Annotated in this window: 25 protein-coding genes and 1 pseudogene; 5 read left to right on the top strand and 21 right to left on the bottom strand. The window is 64.0% G+C overall.

What is annotated here, in order from left to right:
• Positions 1-201 (top strand): transposase (locus BI49514_RS12655; protein ID WP_145996179.1); only part of this gene is annotated, 201 nt, incomplete at its 5' end.
• A gap of 319 nt (positions 202-520) precedes the next feature.
• On the opposite strand, the gene BI49514_RS12660 is transcribed toward BI49514_RS12655, so the two are convergent.
• The 3 genes from BI49514_RS12660 to pheS form a co-directional block, all read right to left on the bottom strand.
• Positions 521-1,399, bottom strand: a complete 879-nt coding sequence (locus BI49514_RS12660) for an SDR family NAD(P)-dependent oxidoreductase (protein WP_101546877.1) — start codon at positions 1,397-1,399, stop codon at positions 521-523.
• A gap of 179 nt (positions 1,400-1,578) precedes the next feature.
• On the bottom strand, positions 1,579-4,167 hold the full coding sequence (gene pheT, locus BI49514_RS12665) for a phenylalanine--tRNA ligase subunit beta (RefSeq protein ID WP_101546878.1): 2,589 nt from the start codon (positions 4,165-4,167) through the stop codon (positions 1,579-1,581).
• Between the two features lies 1 nt (position 4,168).
• The gene (gene pheS / locus BI49514_RS12670) at positions 4,169-5,212 is read right to left on the bottom strand and encodes a phenylalanine--tRNA ligase subunit alpha (RefSeq protein WP_025779805.1); all 1,044 of its coding nucleotides are present in this window, start codon (positions 5,210-5,212) and stop codon (positions 4,169-4,171) included.
• Positions 5,213-5,459: 247 nt separating this feature from the next.
• Here pheS and BI49514_RS12675 point away from each other — a divergent pair, with 247 nt between their 5' ends.
• Positions 5,460-7,091, top strand: coding sequence for an acetolactate synthase large subunit (locus BI49514_RS12675; protein ID WP_101546879.1), 1,632 nt, complete (start codon positions 5,460-5,462; stop codon positions 7,089-7,091).
• A gap of 120 nt (positions 7,092-7,211) precedes the next feature.
• Here BI49514_RS12675 and BI49514_RS12680 read toward each other — a convergent pair whose 3' ends face one another.
• The 7 genes from BI49514_RS12680 to infC all read right to left on the bottom strand — a co-directional run bounded on the left by BI49514_RS12680 (position 7,212) and on the right by infC (position 12,880).
• On the bottom strand, positions 7,212-8,114 hold the full coding sequence (locus tag BI49514_RS12680) for a polysaccharide deacetylase family protein (protein ID WP_101546920.1): 903 nt from the start codon (positions 8,112-8,114) through the stop codon (positions 7,212-7,214).
• Positions 8,115-8,265: 151 nt separating this feature from the next.
• Positions 8,266-8,925 (bottom strand): pentapeptide repeat-containing protein, encoded by a 660-nt coding sequence (locus tag BI49514_RS12685; protein ID WP_101546880.1) that lies wholly within the window; start codon positions 8,923-8,925, stop codon positions 8,266-8,268.
• 187 nt (positions 8,926-9,112) lie between these two features.
• On the bottom strand, positions 9,113-10,096 hold the full coding sequence (locus BI49514_RS12690; RefSeq protein ID WP_167443959.1) for a DUF559 domain-containing protein: 984 nt from the start codon (positions 10,094-10,096) through the stop codon (positions 9,113-9,115).
• A 297-nt stretch (positions 10,097-10,393) separates the two neighbouring features.
• Positions 10,394-11,215 carry a TrmH family RNA methyltransferase gene (locus BI49514_RS12695; protein ID WP_101546882.1) on the bottom strand — a complete coding sequence of 274 codons (822 nt, stop codon included), beginning with the start codon at positions 11,213-11,215 and terminating at the stop codon, positions 10,394-10,396.
• A gap of 191 nt (positions 11,216-11,406) precedes the next feature.
• The gene (gene rplT, locus BI49514_RS12700; protein ID WP_025779787.1) at positions 11,407-11,796 is read right to left on the bottom strand and encodes a 50S ribosomal protein L20; all 390 of its coding nucleotides are present in this window, start codon (positions 11,794-11,796) and stop codon (positions 11,407-11,409) included.
• Positions 11,797-11,922: 126 nt separating this feature from the next.
• Positions 11,923-12,129 carry a 50S ribosomal protein L35 gene (gene rpmI, locus BI49514_RS12705; protein WP_062244103.1) on the bottom strand — a complete coding sequence of 69 codons (207 nt, stop codon included), beginning with the start codon at positions 12,127-12,129 and terminating at the stop codon, positions 11,923-11,925.
• A 100-nt stretch (positions 12,130-12,229) separates the two neighbouring features.
• Positions 12,230-12,880: a translation initiation factor IF-3 gene (gene infC / locus BI49514_RS12710; RefSeq protein WP_244195135.1), complete on the bottom strand. Its 651-nt coding sequence runs from the start codon at positions 12,878-12,880 to the stop codon at positions 12,230-12,232.
• A 278-nt stretch (positions 12,881-13,158) separates the two neighbouring features.
• Between infC and BI49514_RS12715 the strand changes: the two genes are divergently transcribed.
• Together BI49514_RS12715 and BI49514_RS12720 are read left to right on the top strand one after the other, a co-directional pair.
• Positions 13,159-13,530: a DUF1844 domain-containing protein gene (locus BI49514_RS12715; protein WP_101546884.1), complete on the top strand. Its 372-nt coding sequence runs from the start codon at positions 13,159-13,161 to the stop codon at positions 13,528-13,530.
• A 145-nt stretch (positions 13,531-13,675) separates the two neighbouring features.
• A complete protein-coding gene (locus BI49514_RS12720; RefSeq protein ID WP_101546885.1) occupies positions 13,676-13,909 on the top strand; it encodes a hypothetical protein in 234 nt (77 codons plus the stop codon).
• 12 nt (positions 13,910-13,921) lie between these two features.
• On the opposite strand, the pseudogene BI49514_RS12725 reads toward BI49514_RS12720, so the two are convergent.
• From BI49514_RS12725 to BI49514_RS12765, 9 genes and pseudogenes are all read right to left on the bottom strand, one after another.
• A pseudogene (locus BI49514_RS12725) lies at positions 13,922-15,558 on the bottom strand (AbgT family transporter).
• A 49-nt stretch (positions 15,559-15,607) separates the two neighbouring features.
• Complete coding sequence (locus tag BI49514_RS12730; RefSeq protein ID WP_101546886.1) at positions 15,608-16,954, bottom strand: M20 family metallopeptidase; 1,347 nt, start codon at positions 16,952-16,954, stop codon at positions 15,608-15,610.
• 46 nt (positions 16,955-17,000) lie between these two features.
• Entirely contained in the window at positions 17,001-17,837 is an 837-nt protein-coding gene (locus BI49514_RS12735) for an SseB family protein (RefSeq protein ID WP_101546887.1), read from the bottom strand.
• 4 nt (positions 17,838-17,841) lie between these two features.
• Positions 17,842-18,579: a bifunctional 1-(5-phosphoribosyl)-5-((5-phosphoribosylamino)methylideneamino)imidazole-4-carboxamide isomerase/phosphoribosylanthranilate isomerase PriA gene (gene priA, locus BI49514_RS12740; protein WP_101546888.1), complete on the bottom strand. Its 738-nt coding sequence runs from the start codon at positions 18,577-18,579 to the stop codon at positions 17,842-17,844.
• A gap of 58 nt (positions 18,580-18,637) precedes the next feature.
• On the bottom strand, positions 18,638-19,324 hold the full coding sequence (hisH, locus tag BI49514_RS12745) for an imidazole glycerol phosphate synthase subunit HisH (RefSeq protein WP_101546889.1): 687 nt from the start codon (positions 19,322-19,324) through the stop codon (positions 18,638-18,640).
• Positions 19,321-19,923: a hypothetical protein gene (locus tag BI49514_RS12750; protein ID WP_101546890.1), complete on the bottom strand. Its 603-nt coding sequence runs from the start codon at positions 19,921-19,923 to the stop codon at positions 19,321-19,323. The genes hisH and BI49514_RS12750 overlap by 4 nt, the downstream gene beginning before the upstream one ends.
• Positions 19,920-20,516 (bottom strand): imidazoleglycerol-phosphate dehydratase HisB, encoded by a 597-nt coding sequence (gene hisB, locus BI49514_RS12755; RefSeq protein ID WP_101546891.1) that lies wholly within the window; start codon positions 20,514-20,516, stop codon positions 19,920-19,922. Before hisB ends, BI49514_RS12750 begins: the two co-directional genes overlap by 4 nt.
• Positions 20,513-21,691 carry a histidinol-phosphate transaminase gene (locus tag BI49514_RS12760; RefSeq protein WP_420808562.1) on the bottom strand — a complete coding sequence of 393 codons (1,179 nt, stop codon included), beginning with the start codon at positions 21,689-21,691 and terminating at the stop codon, positions 20,513-20,515. The genes hisB and BI49514_RS12760 overlap by 4 nt, the downstream gene beginning before the upstream one ends.
• Positions 21,692-21,829: 138 nt before the next feature.
• Positions 21,830-22,168, bottom strand: a complete 339-nt coding sequence (locus tag BI49514_RS12765; RefSeq protein WP_101546893.1) for a LysM peptidoglycan-binding domain-containing protein — start codon at positions 22,166-22,168, stop codon at positions 21,830-21,832.
• Between the two features lie 234 nt (positions 22,169-22,402).
• Between BI49514_RS12765 and lexA the strand changes: the two genes are divergently transcribed.
• Positions 22,403-23,158 (top strand): transcriptional repressor LexA, encoded by a 756-nt coding sequence (gene lexA / locus BI49514_RS12770; protein ID WP_092012603.1) that lies wholly within the window; start codon positions 22,403-22,405, stop codon positions 23,156-23,158.
• Between the two features lie 66 nt (positions 23,159-23,224).
• On the opposite strand, the gene BI49514_RS12775 is transcribed toward lexA, so the two are convergent.
• Both BI49514_RS12775 and hflX read right to left on the bottom strand, forming a co-directional pair.
• Positions 23,225-25,195 (bottom strand): ATP-dependent DNA helicase, encoded by a 1,971-nt coding sequence (locus BI49514_RS12775; protein WP_101546894.1) that lies wholly within the window; start codon positions 25,193-25,195, stop codon positions 23,225-23,227.
• Positions 25,192-26,664 (bottom strand): GTPase HflX, encoded by a 1,473-nt coding sequence (gene hflX, locus BI49514_RS12780; RefSeq protein WP_101546895.1) that lies wholly within the window; start codon positions 26,662-26,664, stop codon positions 25,192-25,194. Before hflX ends, BI49514_RS12775 begins: the two co-directional genes overlap by 4 nt.

Below are 26,664 nucleotides of genomic sequence, written 5' to 3' on the forward strand. Positions count from 1 at the left end.
ACGTTGAAGCGTCGAGCTGCTGATGTGCTCGCGTTCTTCACCCGACCGGGAACGTCGAACGGTCCCACTGAAGCGATCAACGGCAGACTCGAGCATCTACGCGGGTCCGCGCTGGGATTCCGCAACCTCACGCATTACATCGCGAGGTGTCTGCTCGAGTCCGGTGGCTTCAGACCGGTTCTACACTCTCAATTACGATGAGCCGATTAACTCTCCGTTGAATTTTTCCATAACGAATACTCAACGGATAAGTCATTAAATTGACTTTGATTTCAGGCGAGTCATTCACACGTCGCTCAAGTGACTTTCATGAAGTGAAGCTTCCGATTAGTGTGGTTCTTTCTAGCTGTGGTATGCAAGCGCCAGACAGTCCCTTAGCCCCGACTACTCTCAATAGGCATGGAGCGACTTATGTAAGCAGCCATCTGGAGCTGGCTCTTCAATAGATCCATTAAGTGTCTGAAATTCAGTGTTCACGCCGGTGTATAGTGCGTTGAATCGCGGTTCTTTCCAAGCTGATTCAGCATAAAGTCAGTCGACGGGTCGAATCCTCCAGCTCGTTCGCCTCGGAGATGAGCGACTCCTCCGAATCCGCACCGGCGCGGACGTATCGTCCAGTGAACGCGTCCAAAGTCCCCGACGCCAACGCCAACGCGAGGTCCGTGACCTGCCCCGGTGAGGTCCAGTCATCGCCCTGTCGGAAGTCGTGAACGGGCATCGACTTCGTCATGGCGGTCTCAACGACACCAGGAGCCATCTCGAAGATACGCAGCCCCTTGTCGTGACCGAAGTGCACGACCGAATCGGCGAGACGGAACAGCGCCGCCTTCGACGCCGAATACACGGCATACGCCGGCGTTCCCTTCGCTCCCGACCCGGAGTTGAGGTCGATGATCCGGCTGGGACGGCTGGTCGCCTCGGCGCCGGCCATGAGCACCGGTGCAAAGACATTGATCATGAGCGCAACCCCGGTGACGTTCGCGTCGACAACGGCCTTGAGGCTCTCCGGATCGGCGTCCCACAACGGACCCTCGGACGACTCGATGCGCCCCGCATTGTTGATGAGCACCTGCAGGCGCTTGCCCGTCTCGGCCTCGAGCGCGACCACCGACTCACGCAGCGCCTTCACCGCAGCAATGTCATCGGTGCGCAGCCCAACACCGGTCACCCCTCCCCCGGTCGCTTCAGCGATCTCGTCGGCCGCAGCCTCCGCATTGCTCGCCGAGGTAGCCGTCACGATCACGTGATATCCGGCACCAGCGAATGCCTCCGACAGATGGCGTCCGATTCCGCGCGCACCGCCGGTTATGAGCGCAATCGTCTCGGACGGGACCGCAGTCGCCTCAGGGGTTCCGTCGGTGGTCGGCATGTTTGTTCCGTAGGGCAGTTTCTCGGACATGGTTGGGACTCCTCAGCGGTGATCGGGTACGAGTGGTCAGGTGTCGTGGTGCGCAGCACAGATCCTCACACCAACGTGTTCGGATGTTCTTGTGCGCTCTACCGTGATGCTTCGAGCGGACACGGCAGAGCCCGGTCGAACCACTGTAGCGGTCGACCGGGCTCTGTGACGTACTGTTTTCAGCTGCGGACTTCGGCGCCGTGACGCTCGGCAGCCAACTTCGTCGCCGCCTCACGCATCGCCGAGGCCTCATCTGCCTTGAGCGTACGATCCGGGGCACGGAACGTCAGGCGGAACGCCAGCGACTTCTTGCCCTCGGGCAGCTGATCGCCGGTGTAGAGGTCGAAGGTCTCGAGCAGTTCGAGCTCCTCCCCTGCACCTTCACGCAGCGTCGCGGCCAGAGTCTGCGTCGGCAGGTCCGCATCGACGATGAGCGCGACGTCCTGACGGGACACCGGGTAGGTCGACAGCGCGCCGTCCCAGGCACGCAGATCGTCCTGAGCAAGCAGTACATCGAGATCGATCTCGAATCCGACAGTCCTGGCGGGCAGGCCGAGGTTCTCGCACACCTTCGGGTGCAGCTCACCGGCGTGGCCGAGAGTCTGCCCGTCGGCAAGGACGAACTTCGCAGCCCGTCCCGGATGCCAGGGAGCGATCTGGTCGGCCTCGACGGTGACCTCGAGGCCATTGACCGCAGCGATCCGGCGGACGGTGTCGATGACGTCGGTGGCCTCGGCCTTGCGGCCCTTGCCCCAGACGCCGGGCATCTCGGCGTTTCCGGAGATGATGCCCGCGTAGTGGTAGGGCTGGGCCGGCACCGAGGCGTAGATCTTCTCGAGCTCGTCATCGCTCGGGTGGTATCCCGGCAGGTGACGCGGTCCCGGTCCCTCAGGCATTCCCGCCGAGGTGGATACGAGTCCGGCTTCGAAGAGCGCAACGTCTTTGGCTCCACGGCCCTGGTTGCGAACCACGAGGTCGACGAGAGTCGAGAGCAGGTTGGTGCGCATGAGCGGCAGGTCTTCGGACATCGGGTTGGCCAGGCGCACGTGCTTGCGACGCACATCATCGGCCTCGAGCCTCAGCTGATCGTCCCGTTTGTCGTTTGTGAACGGGTACGACAGCACCTCGGTAAACCCATCAGCAGCCAACAGGTTCGAGACACGGCGACGCGTCTTCTGCGCGACAGTCAGTCCGTTGCCGGCCCGAGCGGCGGGCTGAACGGACGGAATCCGGTCATAGCCTCCGGTGCGAGCGACTTCCTCGATGAGGTCGACGTCGTCGGTGATGTCCGTGCGCCAGCTGGGCACGGTCACGGACACGGTCTTCTCATCGTCCTTAGTCGACACGGTTGCGCCGATGCCCTCAAGCAGTGAGGTCACCTCGGCGATGGAATAGTCGATGCCGACCAACGACGCCACACGGGCGACCTTGAGATCGAGCATGGTCGGCTCGGGCGTCTGACCGACCTGCGTGGTCGCAGGGCTGAGCGTTCCGCCGCCGAGTTCGACGAGCAGGTCCGCGCACCGACGTGCGGCCACAGGCCCGAGCCTCGGGTCGACGCCGCGTTCGAAGCGACGCGAGGCCTCCGAGGACAGCTTGTGACGACGCGAGGTGCGGGCGATGGAGATCGGGTCGAAGTGAGCGGCCTCGATGACGACATCAGTGGTCCCAGCATGAACTTCGACGTCGGCGCCGCCCATGACTCCGGCCAGGCCGATGATCTTCCCGCCCTTGCCAGAAGCACCAGCACCGCGGTCGGTGATGAGCAGATCCTCGGGATCGAGCTTGCGCTCGACATCGTCGAGAGTCGTGAACTTCTCCCCCGCGGTGGCGCGGCGGACGACGATTTCGTCGCCGAGCAGCGAAGTGTCGTAGGCGTGCAGCGGCTGGCCGAGTTCGAGCATGACGTAGTTCGTGACATCCACGGTCAGGCTGATCGGACGCATTCCCGCCTGCTGCAGGCGACGCTGCATCCAGAACGGGGTCTTTGCCTGAGGATCCAGGCCGGTGACCTGAAGGGCAGTGAATTGGTCACAGCCGGTCACCTCGTTGATGGGGTTCGAATCCTCGATCGACACCGGGAAGCCATCGTCGGTGGCCGCATTGGTGGGAGCCACCTCGGCGGAACCGATATCGGTGAAGGTCTGCCCCTTCATCTGCGCATATTCGCGTCCGATGCCGCGCATCGACAGCTGGTAGCCGCGGTCGGGGGTGACGTTGACGTCGAGGGTGACCTGGTCGAGGCCGAGCAGGGCGATCGCGTCGTCACCGGGCTCACCGGTCAGGCCGAGGTCAGTCAGCACGATGATGCCGGAGTGATCCTCGCCGAGGCCGAGCTCCTTGGCTGAGCAGATCATGCCATCGGACTTGTGACCGTAGGTCTTGCGAGCAGCGATCTTGAAGTCACCGGGCAGGACGGCTCCGGGCAGGCAGGCGACGATGAGGTCGCCGGGCACGAAGTTGTGGGCCCCGCAGATGATGCCGCGGCTGGGCACCTCGGGGCCGGGCTGCGGGTCCTTCGGATCGTCGAGATCCTCGTTGTGTTCGGGGCCGACGTCGACGCGGCACCAGTTGACGGTCTTGCCGTTCGAGTGCTCTTCCTTCACCAGTTCGAGCACCCGGCCCACGACGAGGGGGCCGGTGATCTCGGGGCCGAAGAAGTCCTCTTCCTCGAGTCCGATGGATGCGAATTCGGCGGCGAGGGCATGGGGGTCGGTCTCGGCTGGGAGATCGACATAGTCGGCCAGCCAGTTCAGTGGGACGCGCATATCAAGCCTTCATTCCGAAACGGGCCGAGAAGCGCACATCGCCTTCGACCATGTCATGCATATCGTTGATTCCCTCGCGCAGCATCAGGGTGCGCTCGATGCCCATGCCGAAGGCGAAGCCCTGGTAGACGTCGGGGTCGATGCCGGCGGCGCGCAGCACGTTGGGGTGGACCATTCCGCAGCCGCCCCATTCGATCCAGCCGGGGCCGCCGACCTTGTTGGGGAACCAGAAATCCATCTCCGCGCTCGGTTCGGTGAACGGGAAGAAGCTCGGGCGCAGACGGGTCTTCGACTCAGGCCCGAACATCTCGCGGGCGAAGCCGTCGAGGGTGCCCTGCAGGTTGGCCATGGTCAGGCCCTTGTCGATAGCGATGCCTTCGATCTGGTGGAAGACCGGGGTGTGGGTGGCGTCGAGCTCATCGGTGCGGAAGGTCTTGCCGGGGCACACGACGTAGAGCGGGACACCGCGTTCGAGCAGGGAACGCGACTGCACCGGTGAGGTGTGGGTGCGCAGGACGAGGCCAGCCTCAGGTGGGTCGACGAAGAACGTGTCCTGCATCTGGCGGGCCGGATGGTCAGGGCCGAAGTTCAGCGCATCGAAGTTCAGCCATTCGGATTCGATCTCGGGGCCTTCGGCCACTTCCCAGCCGAGGCCGACGAAGTAGTCGGCGGCCTGTTCCTGGATGAGGCTCAGCGGGTGGCGAGCGCCGAGGCGGCGACGATCGGTGGGCAGGGTGACGTCGATGGCCTCTTCGATGAGCACGGCCGCATCGCGTTCGGCTTCGAGCTCTGCCAGGCGTGCGTCGTGGGCCTGCTTGACCGCTCCCCTGGACTTGCCGACGATCTTGCCGGCGGCGGCCTTATCGGCCTTGTCGAGTGAGCCGATGGCTCGGTTGGCGAGCGCCAGCGGGGCTTTGTCGCCGGTGTGGTCGATCTTCGCCTGCTTGAGCTCGTCGAGAGTCGTCGCATCCGCAAAAGCCTTGAGTGCCGCGTCGACGGCCTGCTTCACGGCCGACTCGTCCAAGGGGTCGAGTTGGTCTGTCATCAATGTCCTTTTGTCCGTACTTGCCCGCAGCTGAGGGGACGTCGTTTCTCTTCGCCTGCAAGTCTATCGTCTCCCCCGGCAGGGCCCTGGTCTGGTCCGCTGTGTGGGTGGGCCGCCTCGGTGAGCGATCCCCTCGCCGAGGGGGCCGTGCGGTTGCGCACGTTAGCTGGGTGGGTGGGCCGCCTCGGTGACGGTGGTGTGGGGCTGGTCATAGGGATCGAGGCGACAAAAGCGTAGGGTCGGGCACATGACGACACAACGTGCATCAGATGTCATGGTCAAGGCCTTGGAGAACGAAGGCGTCGAGCGGATCTTCGGCATTCCCGGCGAGGAGAACCTCGACTTCGTCGACTCCCTGCGGAACTCATCGATCGAACTCATCCTCACCCGGCATGAGCAGGCGGCCGCGTTCATGGCCGCCACCTACGGCCGGCTGACCGGCAAGCCCGGGGTGGTGCTTACGACCTTGGGGCCGGGCGCACTCAACCTGGCGACCGGGGCCGCGTACGCCCACCTCGGCGGGATGCCGGTCATCATGATCACCGGTCAGAAGGGCATCCGCACCGCTGAGCAGGCGGCGTTCCAGATGGTCAACACGGTGGCGACGATGGATCCGCTGACGAAGGTGAGCAAGCAGATCACCTCGGCGGCGATGATCCCGACAATGGTCCGGGAGGCGTTCCGTGCCGCTCAGGCCGAGCGTCCGGGACCGGTGCACCTCGAACTTCCCGAGGACATCGCCGGAATGCCGGTCGACGGATTCGAGCTCATCGAACCACATACGAACGGTCGTCCCGTCGCCGGGGATACGGCGATTGCGAACGCCGCGAACGTCATCAAAGAGGCGAAGAACCCGCTGCTCATGCTCGGTGCGGATGCCTCCCGGGCTTCCTGCAGTGAAGAGCTGTCGCGTTTTGTCGCCGAGATGCGCATCCCCTACGTCACCACGCAGATGGGCAAGGGGTCGGTGTCGGGGTCGTCGGATCTGTACATGGGCACGGCGGCGCTGACGTCCGGCGACTACGTCCACGACGCAATCGATGCGGCCGATGTCATCGTCACCATCGGTCACGATACGACCGAGAAGCCGCCGTTCACGATGGACGAGACCGGGCCGACCGTCGTGCATATCGGGTACCGTCCCGCCATCGTCGAGCGGGTGTATTTCCCGCAGTTCGAGGTCATCGGTGACCTGGGTCCGTCCCTGGACAAACTCGCCGAGGTGCTCGGTGGTCCCGTGCCCACCGCCGAGGCGCTCCTGCCGATGCGCGATGAGATACTCATCAAGATCCACGAGGGAGCCGATGAGGATCGCTTCATCCCGCAGCGGATCGTCCAGGAGGTCCGCGACGTCGTGCCGACCGATGGGATCGTGGCCCTGGACAACGGAATGTACAAGATCTGGTTCGCCCGCAACTACCGCACGACCCGGGCGAACACCCTGCTGCTCGACAATGCTCTGGCCACGATGGGCGCCGGGCTGCCCTCGGCGATCGGGGCGAAGCTGACCTACCCGGAGCGTCGGGTCATGGCCGTGGTCGGCGACGGTGGGTTCATGATGAACAGCCAGGAGATGGAGACCGCAGTCAGGCTCGGGCTGGACCTCGTCGTGGTCATCCTTGAGGACAACGCCTACGGCATGATCCGGTGGAAGCAGGCCGCGGACGGATTCCCCGACTACGGTCTGACCTACGGCAACCCTGATTTCGTGAAGTACGCGGAGTCGTATGGGGCCACCGGCACCCGCGTCGAGGATGTCGACAGCATCAGCGACGCCTTGGAGAATGCATTCTCTGTTGGCGGCGTGCACGTCGTGGTCGTGCCCATCGACTACTCGGAGAACAAGCGCGTGCTCATCGATGAGTTGGGGAAGCGGTGAAGTACTTACGGTGAACCGATCGGCGATCGCGAGCGGCATTCGCTGAAACGCTGAGAGCCCCAGCCAAGATCGTCGCGGCTGGGGCTCTCGTCGTGAGTCTGGACGGTCTCGTAACGAGGCTCAGTACGCCGGTGGACGCTCAGGTGACTCGAACGGGTACCGAGCGCGGAAGTCATCGGCGATCTCGCCCATGGTCACGATCTTCACTCCGTCGTGCCCGCCGATGTAGTCCAGCAGACGTTCGAGCATGAGCAGCACCTGCGGGCGGCCGGACACGTCCGGGTGGATCGTAATCGGGAAGATCCCATAGTCGAGTTCGCGGTAGACCCAATCGAACTGGTCTCGCCACAAGGTCTCGATATCGCGCGGATTGACGAACCCGTGGCTGTTCGGGCTGCTCTTCACGAACAGCATCGGAGGCAAGTCATCGACATACCAGTTCGCGGCGATCTCGACGAGGTCGATCTCCTTGCCGTGTTTGAGCGGCTTCATCCACGTTTCCGGCGACTGCGAATAGTTGATCGGCGTCCATTCGTCGCCGGCGATGGAGTAGTACGGCACGAAATCCTTGTGGCTCTGGCTGTGGTCGTATTCGAAACCGAACTTCTTCAGCAGCTCAGGCGTGTATGCGCTCAGCTCCCACCATGGGGCGACGTAGCCACGTGGCTGGCTGCCGGTGAGGTTCGTGATGAGCTCGACGGACTTCTCCATGACGATGTCTTCCTGACGGTTCGTCATTGCGACGGGGTTCTCGTGGCTATAGCCGTGGGCGCCGATCTCATGTCCGTCGTCGTACACCATCTTGCATTGGTCAGGGAAGGTCTCGAGCGAATGTCCGGGGATGAACCAGCTTGCCTTGAGGTCGCGGCGTTTGAGCATCTTCAGGAGCCGGGGAACTCCGATTTCGCCGGCGAAGATGCCCCGCTGAATGTCTGAGGGAGAGTCTTCCCCGCCGTAGGAACCGAGCCAGCCTGACACCGCATCGATGTCGATACCGAGTGAAACGAAAATCTCTTTGGCCATCTTGCGCATCCTCCGTCGATTCGAAAGTGAGAACGCGGACTCGCTGCGGGCGAATGCCGCGATGCTGTGAGTCTTTCACCGAAGCGTGATCTGCGCAATAGGTGTCTCACCTGGTCAGAGACCGTGCTACTCCGCTAGGAAACTCCTGTGCTCATTCCACGGTGATGCCGAGTTCTGAGGCGAAGAGTTCGGCGAAGATCATGAGCTGGGTGTCGTCGATGGTCGCCCCACGCAGTGAGTGAACGCCGGAGATCTTGTGCGGTTCCAGTCCGCGGATGTCGACGTTGCCAAGCGTGGCGCCTTCGCACTGGAAGACGCCGACACTGCTTCCCGGAAATGCGACCCGGCTGACTTTCGCTCGGTCGAGGTCGATCTCGTCGATCTTACAATCACGGAACTCGACATCGGTGAGTTTCGACCCGCGTAAGTTGAGATACGAGATGCGGCAGTTGGTGAATCGCACCTTCTCCCACACGCTGTCATAGACAACGCCAGCACCGATTCTGGTGCCGCTGATCTCCGTGTGCAATAGGTTTCCACGGGACATGTTCCAAGTGTCGGCGCGGCAGTCCGTGATCTCCGTACCGGAGATCCTCGCCCCGGTGAGGGCGATCGGGGCGTCGGCGTCGCCGAAATTGACGTTCGCCAATCGGCAGTCGAGGAATGTTGCTTGCGTGGCGGCCGCCTCGGCGAGGTTGAGGCCGTCGAACTCCATCCCTTCGAGGAACTCCTCTGGACCGATATCGCCGAGGTAGCCGGTCGCCAGTCGGCCGAGTGAGGTCTTCGGAGGGTGCGGAGCTTTGGTCGTCATGTCCTCACCGTATCGGGTGCCGGTGACGCTACGTCGTTCAACAAGTAGTCGGTTTTTCGATTCGAGACAGCGTCGAAAAGCGAACTGGTCCTCGATCGACCTCGCCAACACGGCAGTTGTCACCGACCGTGGTCACACGAACTTTCGACAACACACATACGAAGAGAAGATTCTGAGCTCGTGACCCTTATCTGAAATCAGCCAGTCGACTGTTCATGCTCTCCCTGATGCGGAGAAACACGTCTGCTGTAAACAGATCCTGCCAGCGAATGCGGAAGACGGCATAGCCGAGGTTCCGCAGCTTGTACTCCCGCCGGCGCTCTTTCTCCATCTCCGCCCGCGGGTTGTTCCCCATCAGGTGGTACTTTCCTTCGCCGTCGAACTCGACAATGACCTTCGCCTTCTTGTTCGCGAAATCCGTGCGCGCGATGAACTGTCCCTTCTCATCAAAGAACTCGACCTGCGGCTCGAACCCTGGCAGCGCGTACTCATCAAAACGCACCGCGCATATCGATTCGGCCACAGACTCCCGCCTTCCATCCATCAGGGTCAGCGTTGTTTCGACTCTCTTTCGCAGTGTCCTCGGCCGATGAGCTTCGCAGTATTCGGTGATCGCCCGCTCTGACGCTCTGCCTTGACGAAGAGCAGCATCGAGAACTGCGACCGAGAATGCCAGCGGATAGTCACGGGCAACATCAGCAAGTGTTCTCAGCATCGACGTCACTGGAGTTCCATCGAAGTTGACGATGTCGTCATCGGCCAACTCGCGTCGGCGCACCAGCATAGGAGTATGCCGCACGCCGTTCCGGGGATGGATCGCCTCAGCGAACGGGTGACTTCCCTGATCGAGGTATGGGACAGGCAAACCGTGAACAATCATGGCACTTCGGTGTGACAGCACAGTTTCCGGCGGCATTCGCCCCGTGTAGGACCGAACCAGGATCCTCAGATCTTCGTCCTGCTTTCGCATCCCGGATTCTTCAACGGGCAGGTGAACGTGCTTCGCTGTGGCAAATGCCTTTATGAACTCGTGGTTGGGGTGAGAGCAGCGCTTGGCAACGGCATAGATGCCGGTTCTGACTCGCCGCAAGCAACAACCCAACGCGGTGGTGATCTGGTGGGAAGTCCACCCTACGTCGTGAAGATCGGAGGTGCTCAGGCAGATGAACATGCATACCAGCATGTGCTCTGCAGCAGCCTCAGCACAATGACTGGGTTTTCGGCTGTGGATAACTGTCTACTTGAGCACACAGACCACGAAGTTCTGCTGTTTTCGACCAGGGGCGAACCCGCAACCAGCACCCAGCGAGCCCCGTTCAACCGTCAGAAGACTTTTCGATGTGAAGTAGCGTAGAAAATCGAACTGATGGTTGAACGACAGGAAAGACACCGACTGGCCCTCAGAGAAACTTCGGGTGCCGTCAGTGGTCAGAGACTCGCAACGAATGCGAAACCCACCACGAACGCATCACATCCGCTGGTTGCGAGCACTTTCGTAGATGCAGACTCCGGCGGCGGTGCCGAGGTTGAGGCTTTCGGCCGAGCCGTAGATCGGGACGGCTACAGACGAGTCGCACAGCTCCAGATCCTCGGCGCTCATCCCCCAGGCCTCGTTTCCGAAGACCCAGGCGGTCCGTGCGGTCAGGTCGAGGCCTGTCTCCCAGGGGTGGTGAAGATCGTGGGCTTCGTCGTTCGCATCGGCGGCGAGCACCTGCAGGCCGCGCGCACGGGCCAATTCGGTGACCTCGGACAGGCCGACTCCGGTGACGACGGGAATGTGGAAGAGCGAGCCTGCGGTCGACCGCACGACCTTGTCGTTGTAGACATCCACCGACGACGACGTCAGCACCACGGCATCGGCGCCCGCGGCATCGGCCAGGCGGATGATCGTGCCGGCATTGCCCGGATCGCGCACTTGCGCCAGGACGACGACGAGCTGCGCTTCCTTGTCGAGCACCGACGTCAGCTCCACATCGAGCGCGTTGCACACGGCCACGACACCCTGGGAGTTCACGGTTGATGCGAGCTCGGTGAGCACCTCGGGGGTGACGATGCTGCACTGCATACGCCCGTGCTTGGCCGTGGAGACGAACGACGGATGCTCCTCGGCGGCCTCCTCGGTGATGAAGAGCTCGACCACAGAACCCTTGCGCGCCAGTGCCTCACGGACGGCCTGCGGACCTTCGACGAGGAACTGCCCCGTGGCCTTGCGATCACGACGCTTGAGCAGTTTCGCGGCATTCTTGATCCGCTTCGACTGAGGTGAGGAGATGACGTCAGGGAGTTTCATGAAACCGGGTTCTCGATCCGTTGAATGCTGAAGTGGAAGAGGTGCGAGCTGAAGAGACAGAAGCTGAAATGACGACAACGCTGCTCTTGGCAGAAAGACCGACGGCCCCGAACCTGCAGTTCGGGGCCGTCGTCGATCACCGAGGCGATCGGTCAGTCACTTCAGTGACCGGAGTCTAGATAAGACGCTGCTCAGGCGGCGTCGGTCTTCGCTGCGTTGACGTCAGCAGGAAGAGCGTCCTTGGCGACCTTGACCAGGTGCGCGAAGGTGGCCGAGTCGTTCACGGCGAGCTCGGCGAGCATGCGACGGTCGACCTCGACTCCAGCGGCCTTGAGACCCTGGATGAAACGGTTGTAGGTCATACCGTTGGCGCGGGCGCCGGCGTTGATGCGCTGGATCCAGAGACGACGGAAGTCGCCCTTGCGCTTGCGACGGTCACGGTAGCTGTAGACCAGCGAGTGGATGACCTGTTCCTTGGCCTTACGGTACAGGCGCGAGCGCTGTCCGCGGTAGCCGCTTGCCCGGTCGAGGATGACCCGGCGCTTCTTGTGAGCGTTGACCGCTCTCTTCACACGTGCCACGTGTTACTCCTTTAGAAAGTTCGTGTCTGCCGGCGGTGCCGGACTCTGATTCAAGCTGTGGGAGCCGATATCGACTGCCCATGGGGGTCCCGGAGACTGTCCGGGAAGGAAAGACCCAAAAGGGTCTCACCTGCCCTTGAGCTTGCCCAGAAGCTTGCGGGCCATGGCGCGGTCGCCGCCGGTGATCTCCTGGTCGGTGGACACGCGGCGCTTACGAGCCGAGGACTTGCCCTCGAACTTGTGCTGGTTGTTCACGCCTTCACGCATGATCTTGCCACTGCCAGTCACGCGCATGCGCTTCTTGGCGCTGCTGTTCGTCTTCTGCTTCGGCATAGTGCCGTTCTCCTTTGCAATTCGTTGCCCGCGTCAACCGCTGGCAACTACTTCACACGCACAGACCAGGACGGACCTGGAACGCGACGTACTTAATTTCTCACGCGTCCGGGCGAGCTGCGTTCTTCTCTGCAGCGACCCGATCGCGACGGGACTTCACCTCAGCGGACTTGCCCTTGGCATCTGCTGATGCTTTCCGGGCCTCCGCCTTGGCGTCAGACTTTGACTTGTGCGGGGCGACGACCATCACCATGTTGCGTCCGTCGACTCGCGGTGAGGATTCGACGGAGCCGAGGTCGGACACATCCTCGGCCAAGCGGTTGAGCAGCTTGATGCCCATCTCGGGACGGGACTGCTCACGTCCGCGGAACATGATCATGACCTTGACCTTGTCGCCGCCTTCGAGGAAGCGGGTGACGTGGCCCTTCTTCGTCTCGTAATCGTGTTCGTCGATCTTGAGACGGAAGCGGATCTCCTTCAGCGCAGTGTTTGCCTGGTTCTTCCGGGCTTCTCTGGCCTTCTGGGCAGATTCGTATTTGAATTTTCCGTAGTCCATGAGCTTGGCTACGGGTGGCTTCGCCTGCGGGGCTACCTCGACGAGGTCGAGGCCAGCTTCGCCGGCGAGATCGAGTGCCTTGCGAATGGCAACGATACCGACCTGTTCACCGTTGGGTCCGACCAACCGGACCTCGGGAACCCGAATCCGGTCATTGATGCGCGTCTCGCTGATGTGTTCACTCCTTTTGCTCAAATGTGGTCGTGACAACGAAAAAGGCTCCCGTTGACACATGCCAAGGGAGCCTGCACACACGAGCAGTACGGTAGACGTACGTTCGGTGAATACACCTCGATCTGCACCCGATCAGACTATGCCTGACGGACAGATCTTTGGACCCGATCGCTCTTCGCGATCAAGGTGGGAGACAGACTCCGCTTCGCACCAGCTACCAGTGTACTACGCTTCATGACTCTTCGCACATCGAGGCCCTGGTGTGATCGCCGCATTGATTTATATGTCAAGCTTATGGCATGAGTTCTGAAGAATCCGTTCCCGCCGAGGCGATCGCCGACGTTACGCGCGACATCGCCGAGGTCCCCGCTGTCGAGGTCATCACCTCCAGCGCCGTTCACCTCATGTCCGCTGCCGCCGTCAAGTGCGGCCTGGCCGAGGACACCGCCGAAGGTCGCGGCGCCGACCTGCAGGACCTCGACGAGGCCCGCAAGCTCATCACCGCACTGGCCGGCTTCGTCACCGGTGCCGCCACCGTGATCGGCGACCACCATGCCCGCCCGCTGCGCGATGGACTGCGCAGCCTGCAGCTGGCCTTCCGCGAGGCCTCGGAGATTCCCGACGCCCCCGGCGAAGGCCCCGGAGAGAAGTTCACCGGCCCCGTCCGCTGACACTCCCCCGCTGACCGTTCGCACCGCGGCCCTCGACCATCGATCGGGGGCCGTTGTCGTATTCGCATTCACCGAGCCGGCCGGCGGTATCGCACCGGCATCAAATCCGACACTGGCCGAGATCGCCGACTTCACCTCTGACATCTTGGGGAAGAAGCGCAAGCGCCCGGTCTCGGTGCCACGCTGGGCGACCCGTGCCATCGGTGCGTTCGAACGCTCCTTCTACGAGCTCAACGCTCTGGCCCCGATCTGGTACGAACCTTGCGTCATCTCCTCCAGCGAGTTGGCAGAGAAGGTCGGCATGACCGACTGGCGCGAGGGCGTGCGGCAGATGCTCGCCGCGGAAACGTCTGAGACTCCTGCACGGCAGCCTCGGTGAGCGAACGAGGCCTCACAGCCGGATCCCGTTGCCCGGGCCCAGCGGCAGGTCGAAAAGGAACCAGATGCCCAGCAGCACTGCCCAGGCCAGCCAGAACGGGATGACGAATGGGAACATCCGAGAGATGACCGTGCCCAGCCCGGCGTTCGGCTCATACCGGCGGACGAGACCGAGCAGCACGATCATGTACGGATTGAGCGGGGTGATGACCTGCGTGGCCGAGTCACCGACGCGGAAACCGGCCTGGATGAACGCCGGTTCGTAGCCGAGCAGGGAGAAGAGCGGGACGAACACGGCGGCCATGAGCGTCCACATCGACGATCCTGAGATGATGAACAGATTGAGCAGGCTGGCCAGGAGCATGAAGCCGATGACCGCAGCGAACCCGGTCAGCCCGATCGCCTCAAGCCCCGACGCACCTGCGACGGCGATCCACGAACCGATGCCCGTCCAGTTGAACAGGGCGATGAACTGCCCGAGGATGAACGCGAGAATGAGGAACGACATCATGTCGATGATCGACTGACTCATCATCTTCACGAGGTCGTTCATCGACCTCACGGTGTGCACGACGATGCCGTAGACGACACCCATGAGCATGAAGTAGGCGAAGACGATGAACACGATCGACGACAGCAGTGGGGACTCCGGGAGGAAGCCGCCGTCCTCGTTCCGCCATGGTGAGTTCGGGATGAGTACGGAGAACAGGATCACCGCGGTCAGCAGCAGTGCCGCCACGAGCGACCAGATCAGTCCGCGTTTCTCCTCCGGCTCGAGTTCGGCCTTGATCTCGGTGGCATCGTCCTCGCCGGAATCATCTGACGTCGCCGAGGCGTCCCCGTAGGGGCTGTCGGGTGCTTGGTATTCGCGGGCCAGGCCGCTCGACGAGGCATTCGCGTATTCGCGGGGCACTCCCTTGCGCACCATGTTCGGTTCGATGAGCCGATCGATGATGAAGCCGGCGATGACGGCCAGAACGATCGACGAGGCGATGTTGAAATAGTAGTTCGAGACCGGGTTGACCGCGGTGTAGTCGGTGTTCGGCAGGGTCTCCATCACCGAGGTGGTGATCCCGGCGAACAGAGCGTCGAGGCTCGTGGGGACGATCGACGTCGAATAGCCGGCACCGGTGGCGGCGAACCCGCCGATGAGCCCGGCCATCGGATGCCGTCCTGCCGCTTTGAACACGAGCGCAGCCAAAGGCGCGATGATGACGAACGCCGAGTCGGCCATGATCGACCCGACCACCCCGACGAAGCCGACAGCATACGGCAGCAGCCACTTCGGGCTCTTGCCGAAGGCGATCCGGACGGCCGCGGCGAGCATTCCCGACTTCTCGGCCACACCGACGGCAAGGAGAATCGGCAGCACCGTGGCCAGGGGCGGGAACCCGATGTAGTTGTCGCCCATCGTCGTGGTCAGCCACGACAGGCCCTCCCCGGTGAACAGGCCCTTGATCGCGATGGTCTCGTCGCCGCCGGGAATGGCCACGGTGACATGGCCATGGCCATGGCCGTGGAGACGAGACCGGTGATGATGGAGAGCCCGAGGAACAGTGTGAACGGTTCGGGCAGCTTGTTTCCGATGCGTTCGATCCAGTCCAGCGTGCGCTGGCCGAAACCGACTTTCCCATCTGCCGTCGTCGACATGAGCGGTCCTTCTCTTCGATGGCGCGGGTCTGGGTGCGGCGGGACGGTCTCAGTCGAAGAAGTGCTCGACATCGATCGCTCCGCCGTCGCGGGCGAATTCTTCGGTCACCTCGGCGGCGAGGGCGTCGTCGACGAGGAAGTCCAGGGCGGTGCACGCAAGACCGTAGGCTGCGTCGAGCGCCGCAGTTTCGGCGGCAGGGGTCCTGGCGGCTGCGGCGAATTCACGGGTGTGCAGGGCCACCTCGGCGTCGGCGGTCTTGATGAGCGGATGGATGCCGGGAATCCTGTAGGAGACGTTGCCGAAGTCCGTGGACGCAGCGATCGATTCGTCGAGGACGCCAGCGGGCAGCGGCCGGCGCCCGCGGGTCTGTTCGTGTTCTGCCCAACGGGCGGTCAGCGCCTGGTTCGTGCGCACTGGCAGGGACGGCGGATGTTCATCCCAGTCGACGGTGACTCCGGTTCCGGTCATGAGCGCGGCACCCTTCGCCGCGTCCTCGACTCGGTCGGAGAGCTCTTTGAGCGTTTCGGGGAACTTCGAACGGACGTAGCACTGCACGGTGGCGGTTTCGGTGATGATCGACGGCCTCGTTCCGCCGTCGGTGATGACCGCGTGCAGGCGGGAGATCGGCGGCATCTGCTGCCGCATCAGGCCGAGCCCCTGATAGAAGAGGTTCGCCGCGTCGAGGGCGTTGCGCCCCATGAACGGCTGCGCCGAGGCGTGGGCGGCGACCCCTGAGTACGTGACCTTGAGCAGGCGGCGTCCCAGCCACACCTGGTCGGCGCAGTCGTATCCGTAGCTGTGGACCATGATGGCCGCGTCGATGCCGTCGAACGCGCCGGCGCGGGCCATGACCTCTTTGCCCGAATGACCTTCTTCGGCCGGGGTGCCCAGCAGCACGACGGTGCCCGGCACGGCGTCGGGGTCTTTCTCGTATAAGGCATGGAGGGCGAGGAAGGCACCGACTCCGGCAGTGGCGATGATGTTGTGTCCGCACGCATGCCCGATCTCGGGCAGGGCATCGTATTCGGCGAGGATCGCGATCGTGCGACCGTGACCGGATCCCGTCGTCGCCCGCAACGTCGTCTTCACACCGTAGAGGCCGGTCTCGACGTCGACTCCGTGATTCTTCAGCACCGAGGCGATCGCTGCGACCGAATCGAACTCTTCGAACGCGGTCTCTGCGAGGTCATGGATGGTGTGGAGCAGGCCCGTGAGGTCGCCTTCCGCAGCGTCGAGGCCAGCGGCGATGCCGGACCGGCTCGTCTCCGGGGCACCGGTGAAGTCGGAGGCCCACTCGGCGGCCTGCCCGGCTCGAGCTCGGGTCTGTCGAGCCATCTCGTCGAGGTAGCTGTCGTCCGGTGCGGTCGAGTGGCCGAGGTCACGGATTTCGCTCATGGGTCACAAGCATAGGTGCCCTGCCGATCTGACACGCCAGGAACGGTCAGAATTCGACGAGGCGGATGGCCAGAGAGTCGATCTTCGCCACAAGGTCCTCGTCGCCGGCGACGGCTTCCTGGAACCGGCGCACCTCCTCCGGCGGCACCTCGGACTCGACGCCGAGTGTGATGCCGAGCTCCGGCCCACCGAGGTGGACGCTGTCGCTGCCGGGGCTCACCCCGATTCGAGACAACCAGGGGAAGGACTCGGCGATGGCACGCAGTCGCTGGGCCACCTCGGCGTCGGCCCAGGACGGAGTCCACGGCTGGGACTGCACGAACGCGAACATGGCCGGGCGGCGCAGCAGGAACGAGGACTCGGCCCCAGGGTCGAGGACGACGAGCTGGGACTCGGCCTCGATCGCCCCGAGGACGAGCCGTTCGGACTCGATCGGGACGGGACGGGCATCGGAATGCCACGCGGTCAGCGGCGGGATTCCGGAGAATCCCGGGGTGCACTCTCGTCCGTCATCGGCCTGGAGGCGAACCATCGCCATCTCCGAGGAATTGTCGGCCATGAGACCGTTCTCTCCGACCTCGTGATCGAGAACCATCGGCACGATCGGGGCATAGAGCCTGGCCCCGGACAGGGCTTGGACGACCCGTTGGTGTGCGGCCGGATCCAGGGGTGCCTGAGCGGCCTGGGTCATGGACTCCAGCAGAGCCGCATCCGCCAGCCCCGTGTCGCCGGAGAACGGGTTGGGTTTGAGATCCCGGCCCTCCCACGCCTGACCGGCGGAATCCGCCGGAGCGTGGGCCTCGCCTGCCCGGGCATCAGACGCGGAGGACCGGGGACCGCCCGGCCCATGCGGCTGGCCCGGATCGTGCGAGTGCGTGCTCACAGACTCACCGTCCTGCGACGTCGAGGGCTTCTTCCAGAGTGAACTTGCCGGCGTAGAGTGCCTTGCCCACGATCGCCGAGTCGACGCCGAAGGGCACCAGCTCACGAAGGGCTCGCAAGTCGTCGAGGCTCGAGACTCCGCCGGAGGCGACGATCGGAGAGTCCGTCTTCTGCGCGAGGTCCTTGAGCAGGTCGACATTGGGACCCTGCAGGGTGCCGTCCTTGCGCACATCGGTGACGACGTAGCGGGAGCAGCCGGCGGCTTCCAGGGTGGCGAGGACTTCGTAGAGGTCGCCGCCGTCCTTCGTCCAGCCGCGAGCGGCCAGGGTGGTTCCGCGCACGTCGAGGCCGATGGCGACCTGGTCGCCGAAGCGCGAGATCATCTCGGCCGTCCACTCGGGATTCTCCAGGGCGGCGGTGCCGATGTTGACACGTTCGGCTCCCGTGTCGAGTGCACGTTCGAGGCTTTCGGTGTCACGGATGCCCCCGGAGAGTTCGACCTTGATCCCCAAGGCCTTGACGACCTGGTTGAGCAGATCCGAGTTCGATCCGCGTCCGAAGGCGGCATCGAGGTCGACGAGGTGGATCCATTCGGCGCCGCGGCTCTCGAAGTCCTGAGCGGCGTCGATGGGTGAACCGTAGTCGGTTTCGGTTCCGGCTTCGCCCTGGACGAGGCGGACGGCCTTGCCATCGGCGACGTCGACGGCGGGGAGGAGGACCAGCTTGTTCGAACTGTCTGTCATTGTGACCTTTCTGCCAGGGTGCCACGGGGTTTGAGGCAACCATAGTCGGTGTGCTCGGTCAGGAGCTGAGTGAGTCTGTGGGGTTGGTGCCGGTGCTGCCGGAACCGCTGCCCGGACCGCTGCCCGGACTGCTGTCGGCGGCGAACGAGGCGAGCCAGTTGCGCAGGAGCTTGGCGCCAGCCTCGGCGGATTTCTCGGGATGGAACTGTGCTGCCCAGGTGGTTCCGTCTTCGACAGCGGCGATGAAGTCATTGCCATGGCGGGCGGTCGTCACCGTCGCGTTCGCCGGCGGCTCGGTTGCGGCGTAGGAGTGGACGAAGTAGAAGCGTTCGTCGCCGATGCCGTCGAACATGGCCGAGTCTGCGGGAGCGTTGACCTTCGACCATCCCATATGCGGGATGACCGGCGCTTCGAGGCCGGTGACGGCTCCGGGCCACAGACCGATGCCCTCGGTCTTGACTCCGTGTTCGACTCCGCGGGCGAAGAACACCTGAAGGCCGACGCAGATGCCGAGCAGCGGTCGCCCCTGTTCGTGGCGTGCCCGGATGAGGTCGACTCCCCCGACGTTCTCCAGTCCGGCCATCACTGCCGAAAACGCGCCGACGCCGGGGACCAGCAGTCCGTCGGAGTCGTTGATGACATCGTGATCGGCCGTGAGCGTGACCTCGGCACCGGCCGCGGCGACCGCTCGGACGGCGGAGCGGACGTTTCCGGCACCGTAGTCAAGGACGGCGACAGTCGTCATCGCTTCGCCCCCTTGCTCAGCACCGACCAGATCCTCCACAGAGAGAACCCGAGGACGATGGCTCCGAGTGCGGCGACGACCCAGGCGATGGTGTTCCCGCCGAGGGCCAGGGCGATACCGAAGGCCACGACGAGCCCGGCAAGCACGGCGGCGATGATCCACAGCAGTGCGGTGCGTGCCCTGGCGGCCCGGCCCGGGCTCATCGTGGCCGCGCTGGCCTGCAGCTTCGTCATCGAGTCGGTTCTGATGCTGCCTTCGACGTCATCTGCGGCAACGGTTTCGAGCAGCAGTCCCTCGAGCACATCGGGCAGGTTCTTCAGCGCCAGTCCGGCCGGCACATCGGATTCTCGGGCGCCGTGGCGGAAGTGGCCGGCGTCGATCTGCTCTTCGCTGCGCACGAGGAGGAGGACCTCATGTTTGCCCGCGAGCTTCGAGATCGCCGCGGCCGCCTCGTTGCCGGCTTTGACATCCGTGTCGGCGAGCACGATTCCGCTGAACTCGCCGATCGGCACGATGGTGCCGGAGATGTTCGACAGCACGCACGCGGCGGCCAGCTGTTGGGCGGCCCCGAACGGGGTCACGATGACGGTCGTGCTCACAGGACTCCCTTGGTGCTGGGAACGGAGTTGTTGCGCGGATCGGTTTCGACGGCTTCGCGCAGCGCGCGGGCGAAGGCCTTGAACTCGGCTTCGACGATGTGGTGCGGGTCGCGGCCGCGCACCAGGTCGAGGTGGACGGTCAGTCCGCCGTTGAAGGCGATCGATTCCAGCGAGTGGGAGGTCATCGAACCGGTGAAGTGGCCGCCGATGAGGTGGTACTGCTGGCCTTCGGGCTCGCCTTCGTGGACGAAGTAGGGGCGACCCGAGACGTCGACGACGCACTGGGCCAAGGCCTCGTCCAGCGGCACGGCGGCGAAGCCGTAGCGGCGGATGCCGACCTTGTCGCCGAGTGCTTCGCGCAGGGTCTGGCCGAGCACGATCGAGGTGTCTTCGACGGTGTGGTGGACGTCGATGTGCGTGTCGCCGGTGGCGGTGATGTCGAGGTCGATCATCGAGTGCTTCGACAGGGCGGTGAGCATATGGTCGAAGAACGGCACGGAAGTCGAGATGTTCGAGGAGCCGGTGCCGTCGAGGTTGACGGACACGGACACCGTGGACTCGGACGTGGTGCGTGAGTTCTGGGCCTGCCTCATGGAGTGCCTTTCGTCGGGGCGGCTGATGACGGGGTCGGAATCTGCGGACGGCCCAAGAGGATGTCCGGGTCTTCGGCGAGGATCTCGTCAATCGCGGTCAGGAACGCTTCGGTCTCTGTCTCGGTTCCGGCGTTGACACGGGCGTGGCCGCTGATGCCGATATCGCGGATGAGCACTCCGCGGTCGAGGAGCTTCTGCCACAGATCGGACGGTGAGGCGATGTTGCCGAAGAGAACGAAGTTCGAATCGCTGTCGTGGACGGTGAAGCCCGCCTCAACGAGGTGGCTCGACATCCGATTGCGCGAGTCGATGAGTCGGTCGACGTTGCCCAGCAGCAGTTCGGCATGTTCGAGTGCCGTGCAGGCCAGCACCTGGGTGACTTCGGACAGGTGGTAGGGCAGGCGGACGAGACGCAGGACGTCGATGAGCTCGGGTGCGGCGATGGCGTAGCCCAGGCGCAGGCCGGCACAGGCGAAGGCCTTGCTCATGGTGCGGGAGACGACGAGGCGGGGCCGCCCCTCGAGCAGTGTCATCGCCGAGGACTTGGCGGGACGGGAGAATTCCGCATACGCCTCGTCGACGATGACTATCCCTGCGCAGTTGTCGTAGGCGGCTTCGATGACATCGAGGCCGATCGAGGTGCCGGTCGGATTGTTCGGGGTGCACAGGAATACGATGTCCGGATTCGCCCGAGCCACCTCGGCGGCGACCGTCTCGGCATCGAGGGTGAAGTCGTCCTTGCGTTCGACGTGCTGCCACTCGGCACCTGTGCCCGTGGTGATGAGCGGGTGCATCGAATACGAGGGGGTGAAGCCTAAGACGGTGCGGCCCGGACCGCCGAAGGCCTGGACGATATGGCTGAGCACTTCGTTCGAGCCGTTGGCGGCCCAGATCATGGAGGGATCGAGGTCGACGGAGTCTCCGGCGCGTTCGTTCACACCGTCCAGATAAGTGACGAGGTGTTCGCGCAGTGCGGTGAATTCGCGATCGGGATATCGATTGAGTCCGGCGAAGTGATCGTCGACGGCGGCGCGCATGCTCTCGACGACGACGTCCGGAAGCGGATAGGCGTTCTCATTGACGTTGAGCTGGACCGGCACATTGAGGTGCGGAGCCCCGTACGGCTTGAGGCCGACGAGGTCTGAACGCACTGGCAGAGAGTCGATGTTTCCCACGACGATCATTCTACCGAGAGGCCCCCGCGGCCCGGGCGGCGGGTCGGGCCTCGAGATCCGCCGGTCGGCTCACCCGATCGAACGGGTCAGCGCGCTGCCGTTCGGGCCGCCGCCCTGCCGGTCGAGCAGGGTTCGACCTCAGCGGACGGGGACGTCAAGGGTCTGGCCGGGGTGAACCGTCGGGGTGTCCAGGTGGTTGATCTCGACGATATCGGCAACGACATCGCGGGTGTCGCGGTCGATGCCGAGATTCGAAGCCACGGTCCACAGCGATTCGCCCTCACCGACGACGACCGCCTCGGCGTCGATGCCGATGCTCTCCGTCTCCGATTCGGCGACAGCAGCGGCCGAGAACGACTGGGTGGCGAGGAGGACCGCCCCGCCGATGACGACGAGAGCGACGAGCAGGGTCCGGAGAAGGCGCACAGCCTGGCGTCCACGAGGGGTCAGGTGCAGCTCGGTGTTCTGTGCAGACATCGCATTACCTCTTTCATTCGTACGATTCCACCAGTAATCGGTAGAACGTCTGTTCTATTCAACATGCCAATCGAACAAATGTCCAGTCCAACTCGAACATCTATGCCACAATGAGAGGGAACCAGCGTTGTTGATTGATCTGTCAGAACCATCTCAGTCGGCACTGACACGAGAATTTCCGAAGCGGAGATCACGGCGTTCAGCGGCAGGGAATAGAACGAAGGGGAACGAGCAATGGTTCAGAACAAACGAGGCAGAGGCAGGCCTCGCAACGAAGATGTTGCCAGCGAGATCGCTGCCGCTCGCACCGATGACGACGTCGTCCAGATCCCCGAGGGGTCATCCGGTGAGGGCGACTTCCGCCTCACTCCCCGTCAGCGTCTCGTGCTTGAGACCATCGAACGCGCGGTCGTGACCAACGGCTACCCGCCGAGCATGCGCGAGATCGGCAAGGCCGCCGGGCTGGCATCCCTCTCCAGCGTCGCCCACCAGCTCTCCCAGCTCGAACGCCTCGGCTATGTCCGCCGCGACCCGAAGCGCCCTCGTGCCATCGAAGTGGTCAATCCGTTCGAAGAGGAAGAGGCCGAGCGCGCGAAGTACGAGGAGCTGGCCAACAACACCGTGCAGGTGCCGGTCGTCGGACGCATCGCCGCCGGTGGCCCGATCCTGGCCGAACAGGAAGTCGATGATGTCTTCTCCCTGCCGACCCAGGTCGTCGGCTCTGGTGAGATGTTCCTGCTCAAGGTCGTCGGCGATTCGATGATCGAAGCCGCCATCTGCCACGACGACTGGGTGGTCGTGCGCAAGCAGCACACCGCTGACAACGGTCAGATCGTCGCCGCCCTCCTCGACGGCGAGGCCACGGTGAAGACGCTCAAGCGCAAGGCCGGTCAGCAGTGGCTGATGCCGCAGAACGAGAACTACGAACCCATCGACGGCACCTACGCGCAGATCATGGGTCTCGTCGTCGCCGTCATCCGCCGCCTCTGATGTTCCGTCGGCTATCCGCAGTCTGAGCAGAAAGGCCCGCGACCGAATCGGTCGCGGGCCTTTGTGTCATCCTTCGTCGGTTTCGGCCAGCCTCGTCAGACTCTTGCGGACGAGAGCGGAATTCGTCGTCGGCCACATCCTCGGCATCGAATTGACGAGGAACCCGGCATACCGGGCCGAGCGCAGCCGCGAGTCGAGCACGGCCACCACTCCCCTGTCCTTGGTCGACCGGATGAGGCGTCCGGCGCCCTGAGCCAGACGCAGGGCGGCATGCGTGGCCGACACCGCCATGAATCCGTTGACTCCCCGCTGGTCGGCATCGCGTGCCCGCGCCTGCATGAGCGGGTCGTCGGGGCGTGGGAACGGCAGACGGTCGATGATGACCAGGCGGTTCGTCCGTCCCGGCACATCGACTCCCTGCCACAGTGACATGGTTCCGAACAGGCAGGTCTGGTCGTCGGCCGTGAACTGAGAGACCAGTGCCGGCAGGCCGTCATCGCCTTGTAGCAGGATGGGGAAATCGAACTTCTTCCGCAGGTGTTCGGCTGCCGCGTTGGCCGCCGCCCGGGAGGAGAACAGGCCCAGTGCCCCGCCGTTCGAGGATTCGACGAGTTGTTCGAGTTCGGTCAGCGCTTCCTCGCTCAGTCCGCTTCGTCCGGGTTTGGGCAGGTGGGAAGCGACATAGAGGATTCCCTGTTTGCCGTAGTCGAAGGGAGAACCGACATCGAGGCTGTCCCATTTCGGGGCGTCGGGACCGAAGAGTCCCAACGAGGCGGCCACCGCGTCGAAGTTCCCACCGAGGGACAGGGTCGCCGAGGTGGCCACGACCGTGGATTCTTCGAAGATGCCGTTGCGCATGGTGCCGGCCACGCTCAAGGGCGCGACGACGAGGTTCGTCGTCTCCTTCTCGCGGAAGGTCGAGCGTGAGAGCCAGATGACGTCGTTCTTGCCCGGGTCGCAGAAGCGTTCGGCGAGTTCGAAGATCTCCTGGCAGCGCGCCTTGGCCATCTGTCGTCCCGCGTCGGCGTCCTCGGTCTTGCCGCCGATGTCGTTGATGATCTGGCGGGCGGAGTCGCGGATCTGCGCGAGAGCCAGTCCGAGCGCCTCGCTCATATGCAGGATGAGTCCCTCGGGCACCGAGGTCTGCGCACGTTCGAGTGCCGCCGCGGCGGAATCGAGCAGCGACACGACGCCGTCCTGGACGGTGGTGTGTTTGCGTACGGAACTCGTCGCGGCCGAGAGCATGCTCGTATTGATCTGCCCGGACAGGGCGCTGGTCACCCGGTCCTTGAGCTCGTGGGCCTCGTCGATGATGATGACATCGTGTTCGGGCAGCACGTTCGATTCCCCGAAGGCGTCGATGGCCAGCAGGGCATGGTTCGTCACGACGATATCGGCCTCGGCGGCCTTGTTCCGGGCGAGCTCGGCGAAGCATTCGGTGAACAGCGGACAGTTCGAACCGAGGCAGTCGAAGGCGTTGACGGACACCTGTGACCAGGCACGATCACTGACGCCGGGCAGGAGGTCGTCGCGATCGCCGGTGTCGGTGGTCTTCTCCCAGGTGCGGATCCGCTGGATCTCCTCCCCCAGGCCGGAGCGTTCGGTGGGTTTGCGTCCCGCCTCGGCGTCGGCACCGAGGTCGAAGAGCATGCCCTCGCCCTCGTCGGGGTACCCGCCGGCGAGCTTGTGCTTGCACACATAGTTCCGGCGGCCTTTGAGCAGTGCCGCCCGCGGCAGCGGATCGAGGTCCTTCTTCACGGCCTTGAACAGCCGGGGCAGGTCGCGGTGGATGATCTGCGTCTGCAGGGCCAGGGTCGCCGTTGACACGACGACCTTCCCGCCGGTGCGGGTGACGTACTCGGCCGCCGGCACCAGGTATGCCAAAGACTTGCCCGTGCCGGTTCCAGCCTGCACGAGCAGATGGATTCCCTTGTCCAGCGACGAGGCGACCGCCTGCGCCATCTCCTGCTGACCCTCTCGTGGCGATCCGCCGATGGCGCCGACAGCGGATTCGAGGAGGGTGTCGACAGCCTTCACTCGTCGATGACCAGGTCCGGACGTTGGAATTCGCGCAGTTCGTCGACGAGCTCGGTCGGCACCTTGGCCTGCAGGCTGGTGCCCTCCGTGCCGTGCGACTCGTGTTCGACCGTACCGAGGGCGTAGATCTTCGACACGAGGTCACCGCGTTCATAGGGAATGAGCACGGTCATGTCGATGTCCGGGACGGGAAGGCGGTCCTCGATGGCCTCGATGAGGTCGTCGATTCCTTCCTTCGAGACGGCGGAGACGAACTGGGCGTCGGGGTACTCCGCGCGCAGCCCGGTGATCACGGCCTCCTCGGCGATATCGGATTTGTTGAACACGAGGAGTTCGGGGATGTCCCCGGTCTCGACATCCCCCAGGACGTCGCGCACGGCCTGGATCTGTCCGTGCGGATCCGGATGGGAGGCATCGACGACGTGGAGGAGCAGATCCGAGCCGGCGGCTTCCTCCAGGGTCGAGCGGAAGGCCTCGACGAGCTGGTGGGGCAGGTTGCGGACGAACCCGACGGTGTCGGTGTAGGTGAAGACGAGGCCGTCGGCGGTCTTGGCCTGCCGGACGGTCGGGTCGAGGGTGGCGAACAGGGCGTTCTGCACCATCACCTCGGCGTCGGTGAGCAGGTTGAGCAGGGAGGACTTGCCCGCGTTCGTGTAGCCGACGATCGCGACGGAGGGCACGTGGTGGCGGGCGCGGTTCTTCCGCTTGGTCTCCCGGGAGGGCGCCATGGCGTTGATCTCGCGGCGCAGCTTCGACATGCGTGTGCGAATGCGGCGACGGTCGAGTTCGATCTTCGTCTCGCCGGGTCCGCGGGAGCCGATTCCGGCACCGCCGGCGACACGGCCGCCGGCCTGACGGGACAGCGACTCGCCCCAGCCGCGCAGTCGCGGCAGGAGGTATTCGAGTTGGGCGAGTTCGACCTGGGCCTTGCCTTCGCGGGATTTCGCGTGCTGGGCGAAGATGTCGAGGATGAGCGCGACGCGGTCGACGACCTTGACCTTGATGACGTCCTCGAGTCCGCGCCTCTGGCTGGGGGCGAGTTCGGAGTCGATGATCACGGTGTCGGCGCCGACGGAGGCGACGACCTCGGCGAGCTCGGCTGCTTTGCCTTTGCCGAGGTAGGTGCCTGGGTCCGGCTTGTCGCGACGTTGGATGAGCGCATCGAGGACCTCGGAGCCGGCGGTTTCGGCGAGTGCGGCGAGTTCGCGGATCGAGTTCTCGGCTTCGGCCTGGGTGCCGTTCCAAATGCCGGCGAGGACGACGCGTTCGAGGCGAACCTGACGATATTCGACCTCGGTGATGTCTTCGAGCTCGGTGGAGAGGCCGGCGACACGGGTGAGCGCGGCGCGCTCGGCGAGGTCGAACTGGTCGTCCTCGGGGGTGGTGTCGTGATCATCGAGGGCTTGGGCGCCTCGGGAGAGCACACGGTCGAGCATCGCGTTGCGACGCTCTTTGTCTTCAGACGTCAT

The sequence above is a fragment of the Brevibacterium iodinum ATCC 49514 genome (assembly GCF_900169265.1).
GTDB classification, from domain to species: Bacteria; Actinomycetota; Actinomycetes; order Actinomycetales; family Brevibacteriaceae; genus Brevibacterium; species Brevibacterium iodinum.

What these genes read in the sequence shown, in the direction of transcription:
- BI49514_RS12660 (WP_101546877.1), bottom strand. Translation starts at nt 1,399, where the DNA reads ATGTCCGAGAAACTGCCCTACGGAACAAACATGCCGACCACCGACGGA.
- pheT (WP_101546878.1), bottom strand. Translation starts at nt 4,167, where the DNA reads ATGCGCGTCCCACTGAACTGGCTGGCCGACTATGTCGATCTCCCAGCC.
- pheS (WP_025779805.1), bottom strand. Translation starts at nt 5,212, where the DNA reads ATGACAGACCAACTCGACCCCTTGGACGAGTCGGCCGTGAAGCAGGCC.
- BI49514_RS12675 (WP_101546879.1), top strand. Translation starts at nt 5,460, where the DNA reads ATGACGACACAACGTGCATCAGATGTCATGGTCAAGGCCTTGGAGAAC.
- BI49514_RS12680 (WP_101546920.1), bottom strand. Translation starts at nt 8,114, where the DNA reads ATGGCCAAAGAGATTTTCGTTTCACTCGGTATCGACATCGATGCGGTG.
- BI49514_RS12685 (WP_101546880.1), bottom strand. Translation starts at nt 8,925, where the DNA reads ATGACGACCAAAGCTCCGCACCCTCCGAAGACCTCACTCGGCCGACTG.
- BI49514_RS12690 (WP_167443959.1), bottom strand. Translation starts at nt 10,096, where the DNA reads ATGTTCATCTGCCTGAGCACCTCCGATCTTCACGACGTAGGGTGGACT.
- BI49514_RS12695 (WP_101546882.1), bottom strand. Translation starts at nt 11,215, where the DNA reads ATGAAACTCCCTGACGTCATCTCCTCACCTCAGTCGAAGCGGATCAAG.
- rpmI (WP_062244103.1), bottom strand. Translation starts at nt 12,129, where the DNA reads ATGCCGAAGCAGAAGACGAACAGCAGCGCCAAGAAGCGCATGCGCGTG.
- BI49514_RS12715 (WP_101546884.1), top strand. Translation starts at nt 13,159, where the DNA reads ATGAGTTCTGAAGAATCCGTTCCCGCCGAGGCGATCGCCGACGTTACG.
- BI49514_RS12730 (WP_101546886.1), bottom strand. Translation starts at nt 16,954, where the DNA reads ATGAGCGAAATCCGTGACCTCGGCCACTCGACCGCACCGGACGACAGC.
- priA (WP_101546888.1), bottom strand. Translation starts at nt 18,579, where the DNA reads ATGACAGACAGTTCGAACAAGCTGGTCCTCCTCCCCGCCGTCGACGTC.
- hisH (WP_101546889.1), bottom strand. Translation starts at nt 19,324, where the DNA reads ATGACGACTGTCGCCGTCCTTGACTACGGTGCCGGAAACGTCCGCTCC.
- hisB (WP_101546891.1), bottom strand. Translation starts at nt 20,516, where the DNA reads ATGAGGCAGGCCCAGAACTCACGCACCACGTCCGAGTCCACGGTGTCC.
- BI49514_RS12765 (WP_101546893.1), bottom strand. Translation starts at nt 22,168, where the DNA reads ATGTCTGCACAGAACACCGAGCTGCACCTGACCCCTCGTGGACGCCAG.
- lexA (WP_092012603.1), top strand. Translation starts at nt 22,403, where the DNA reads ATGGTTCAGAACAAACGAGGCAGAGGCAGGCCTCGCAACGAAGATGTT.
- hflX (WP_101546895.1), bottom strand. Translation starts at nt 26,664, where the DNA reads ATGACGTCTGAAGACAAAGAGCGTCGCAACGCGATGCTCGACCGTGTG.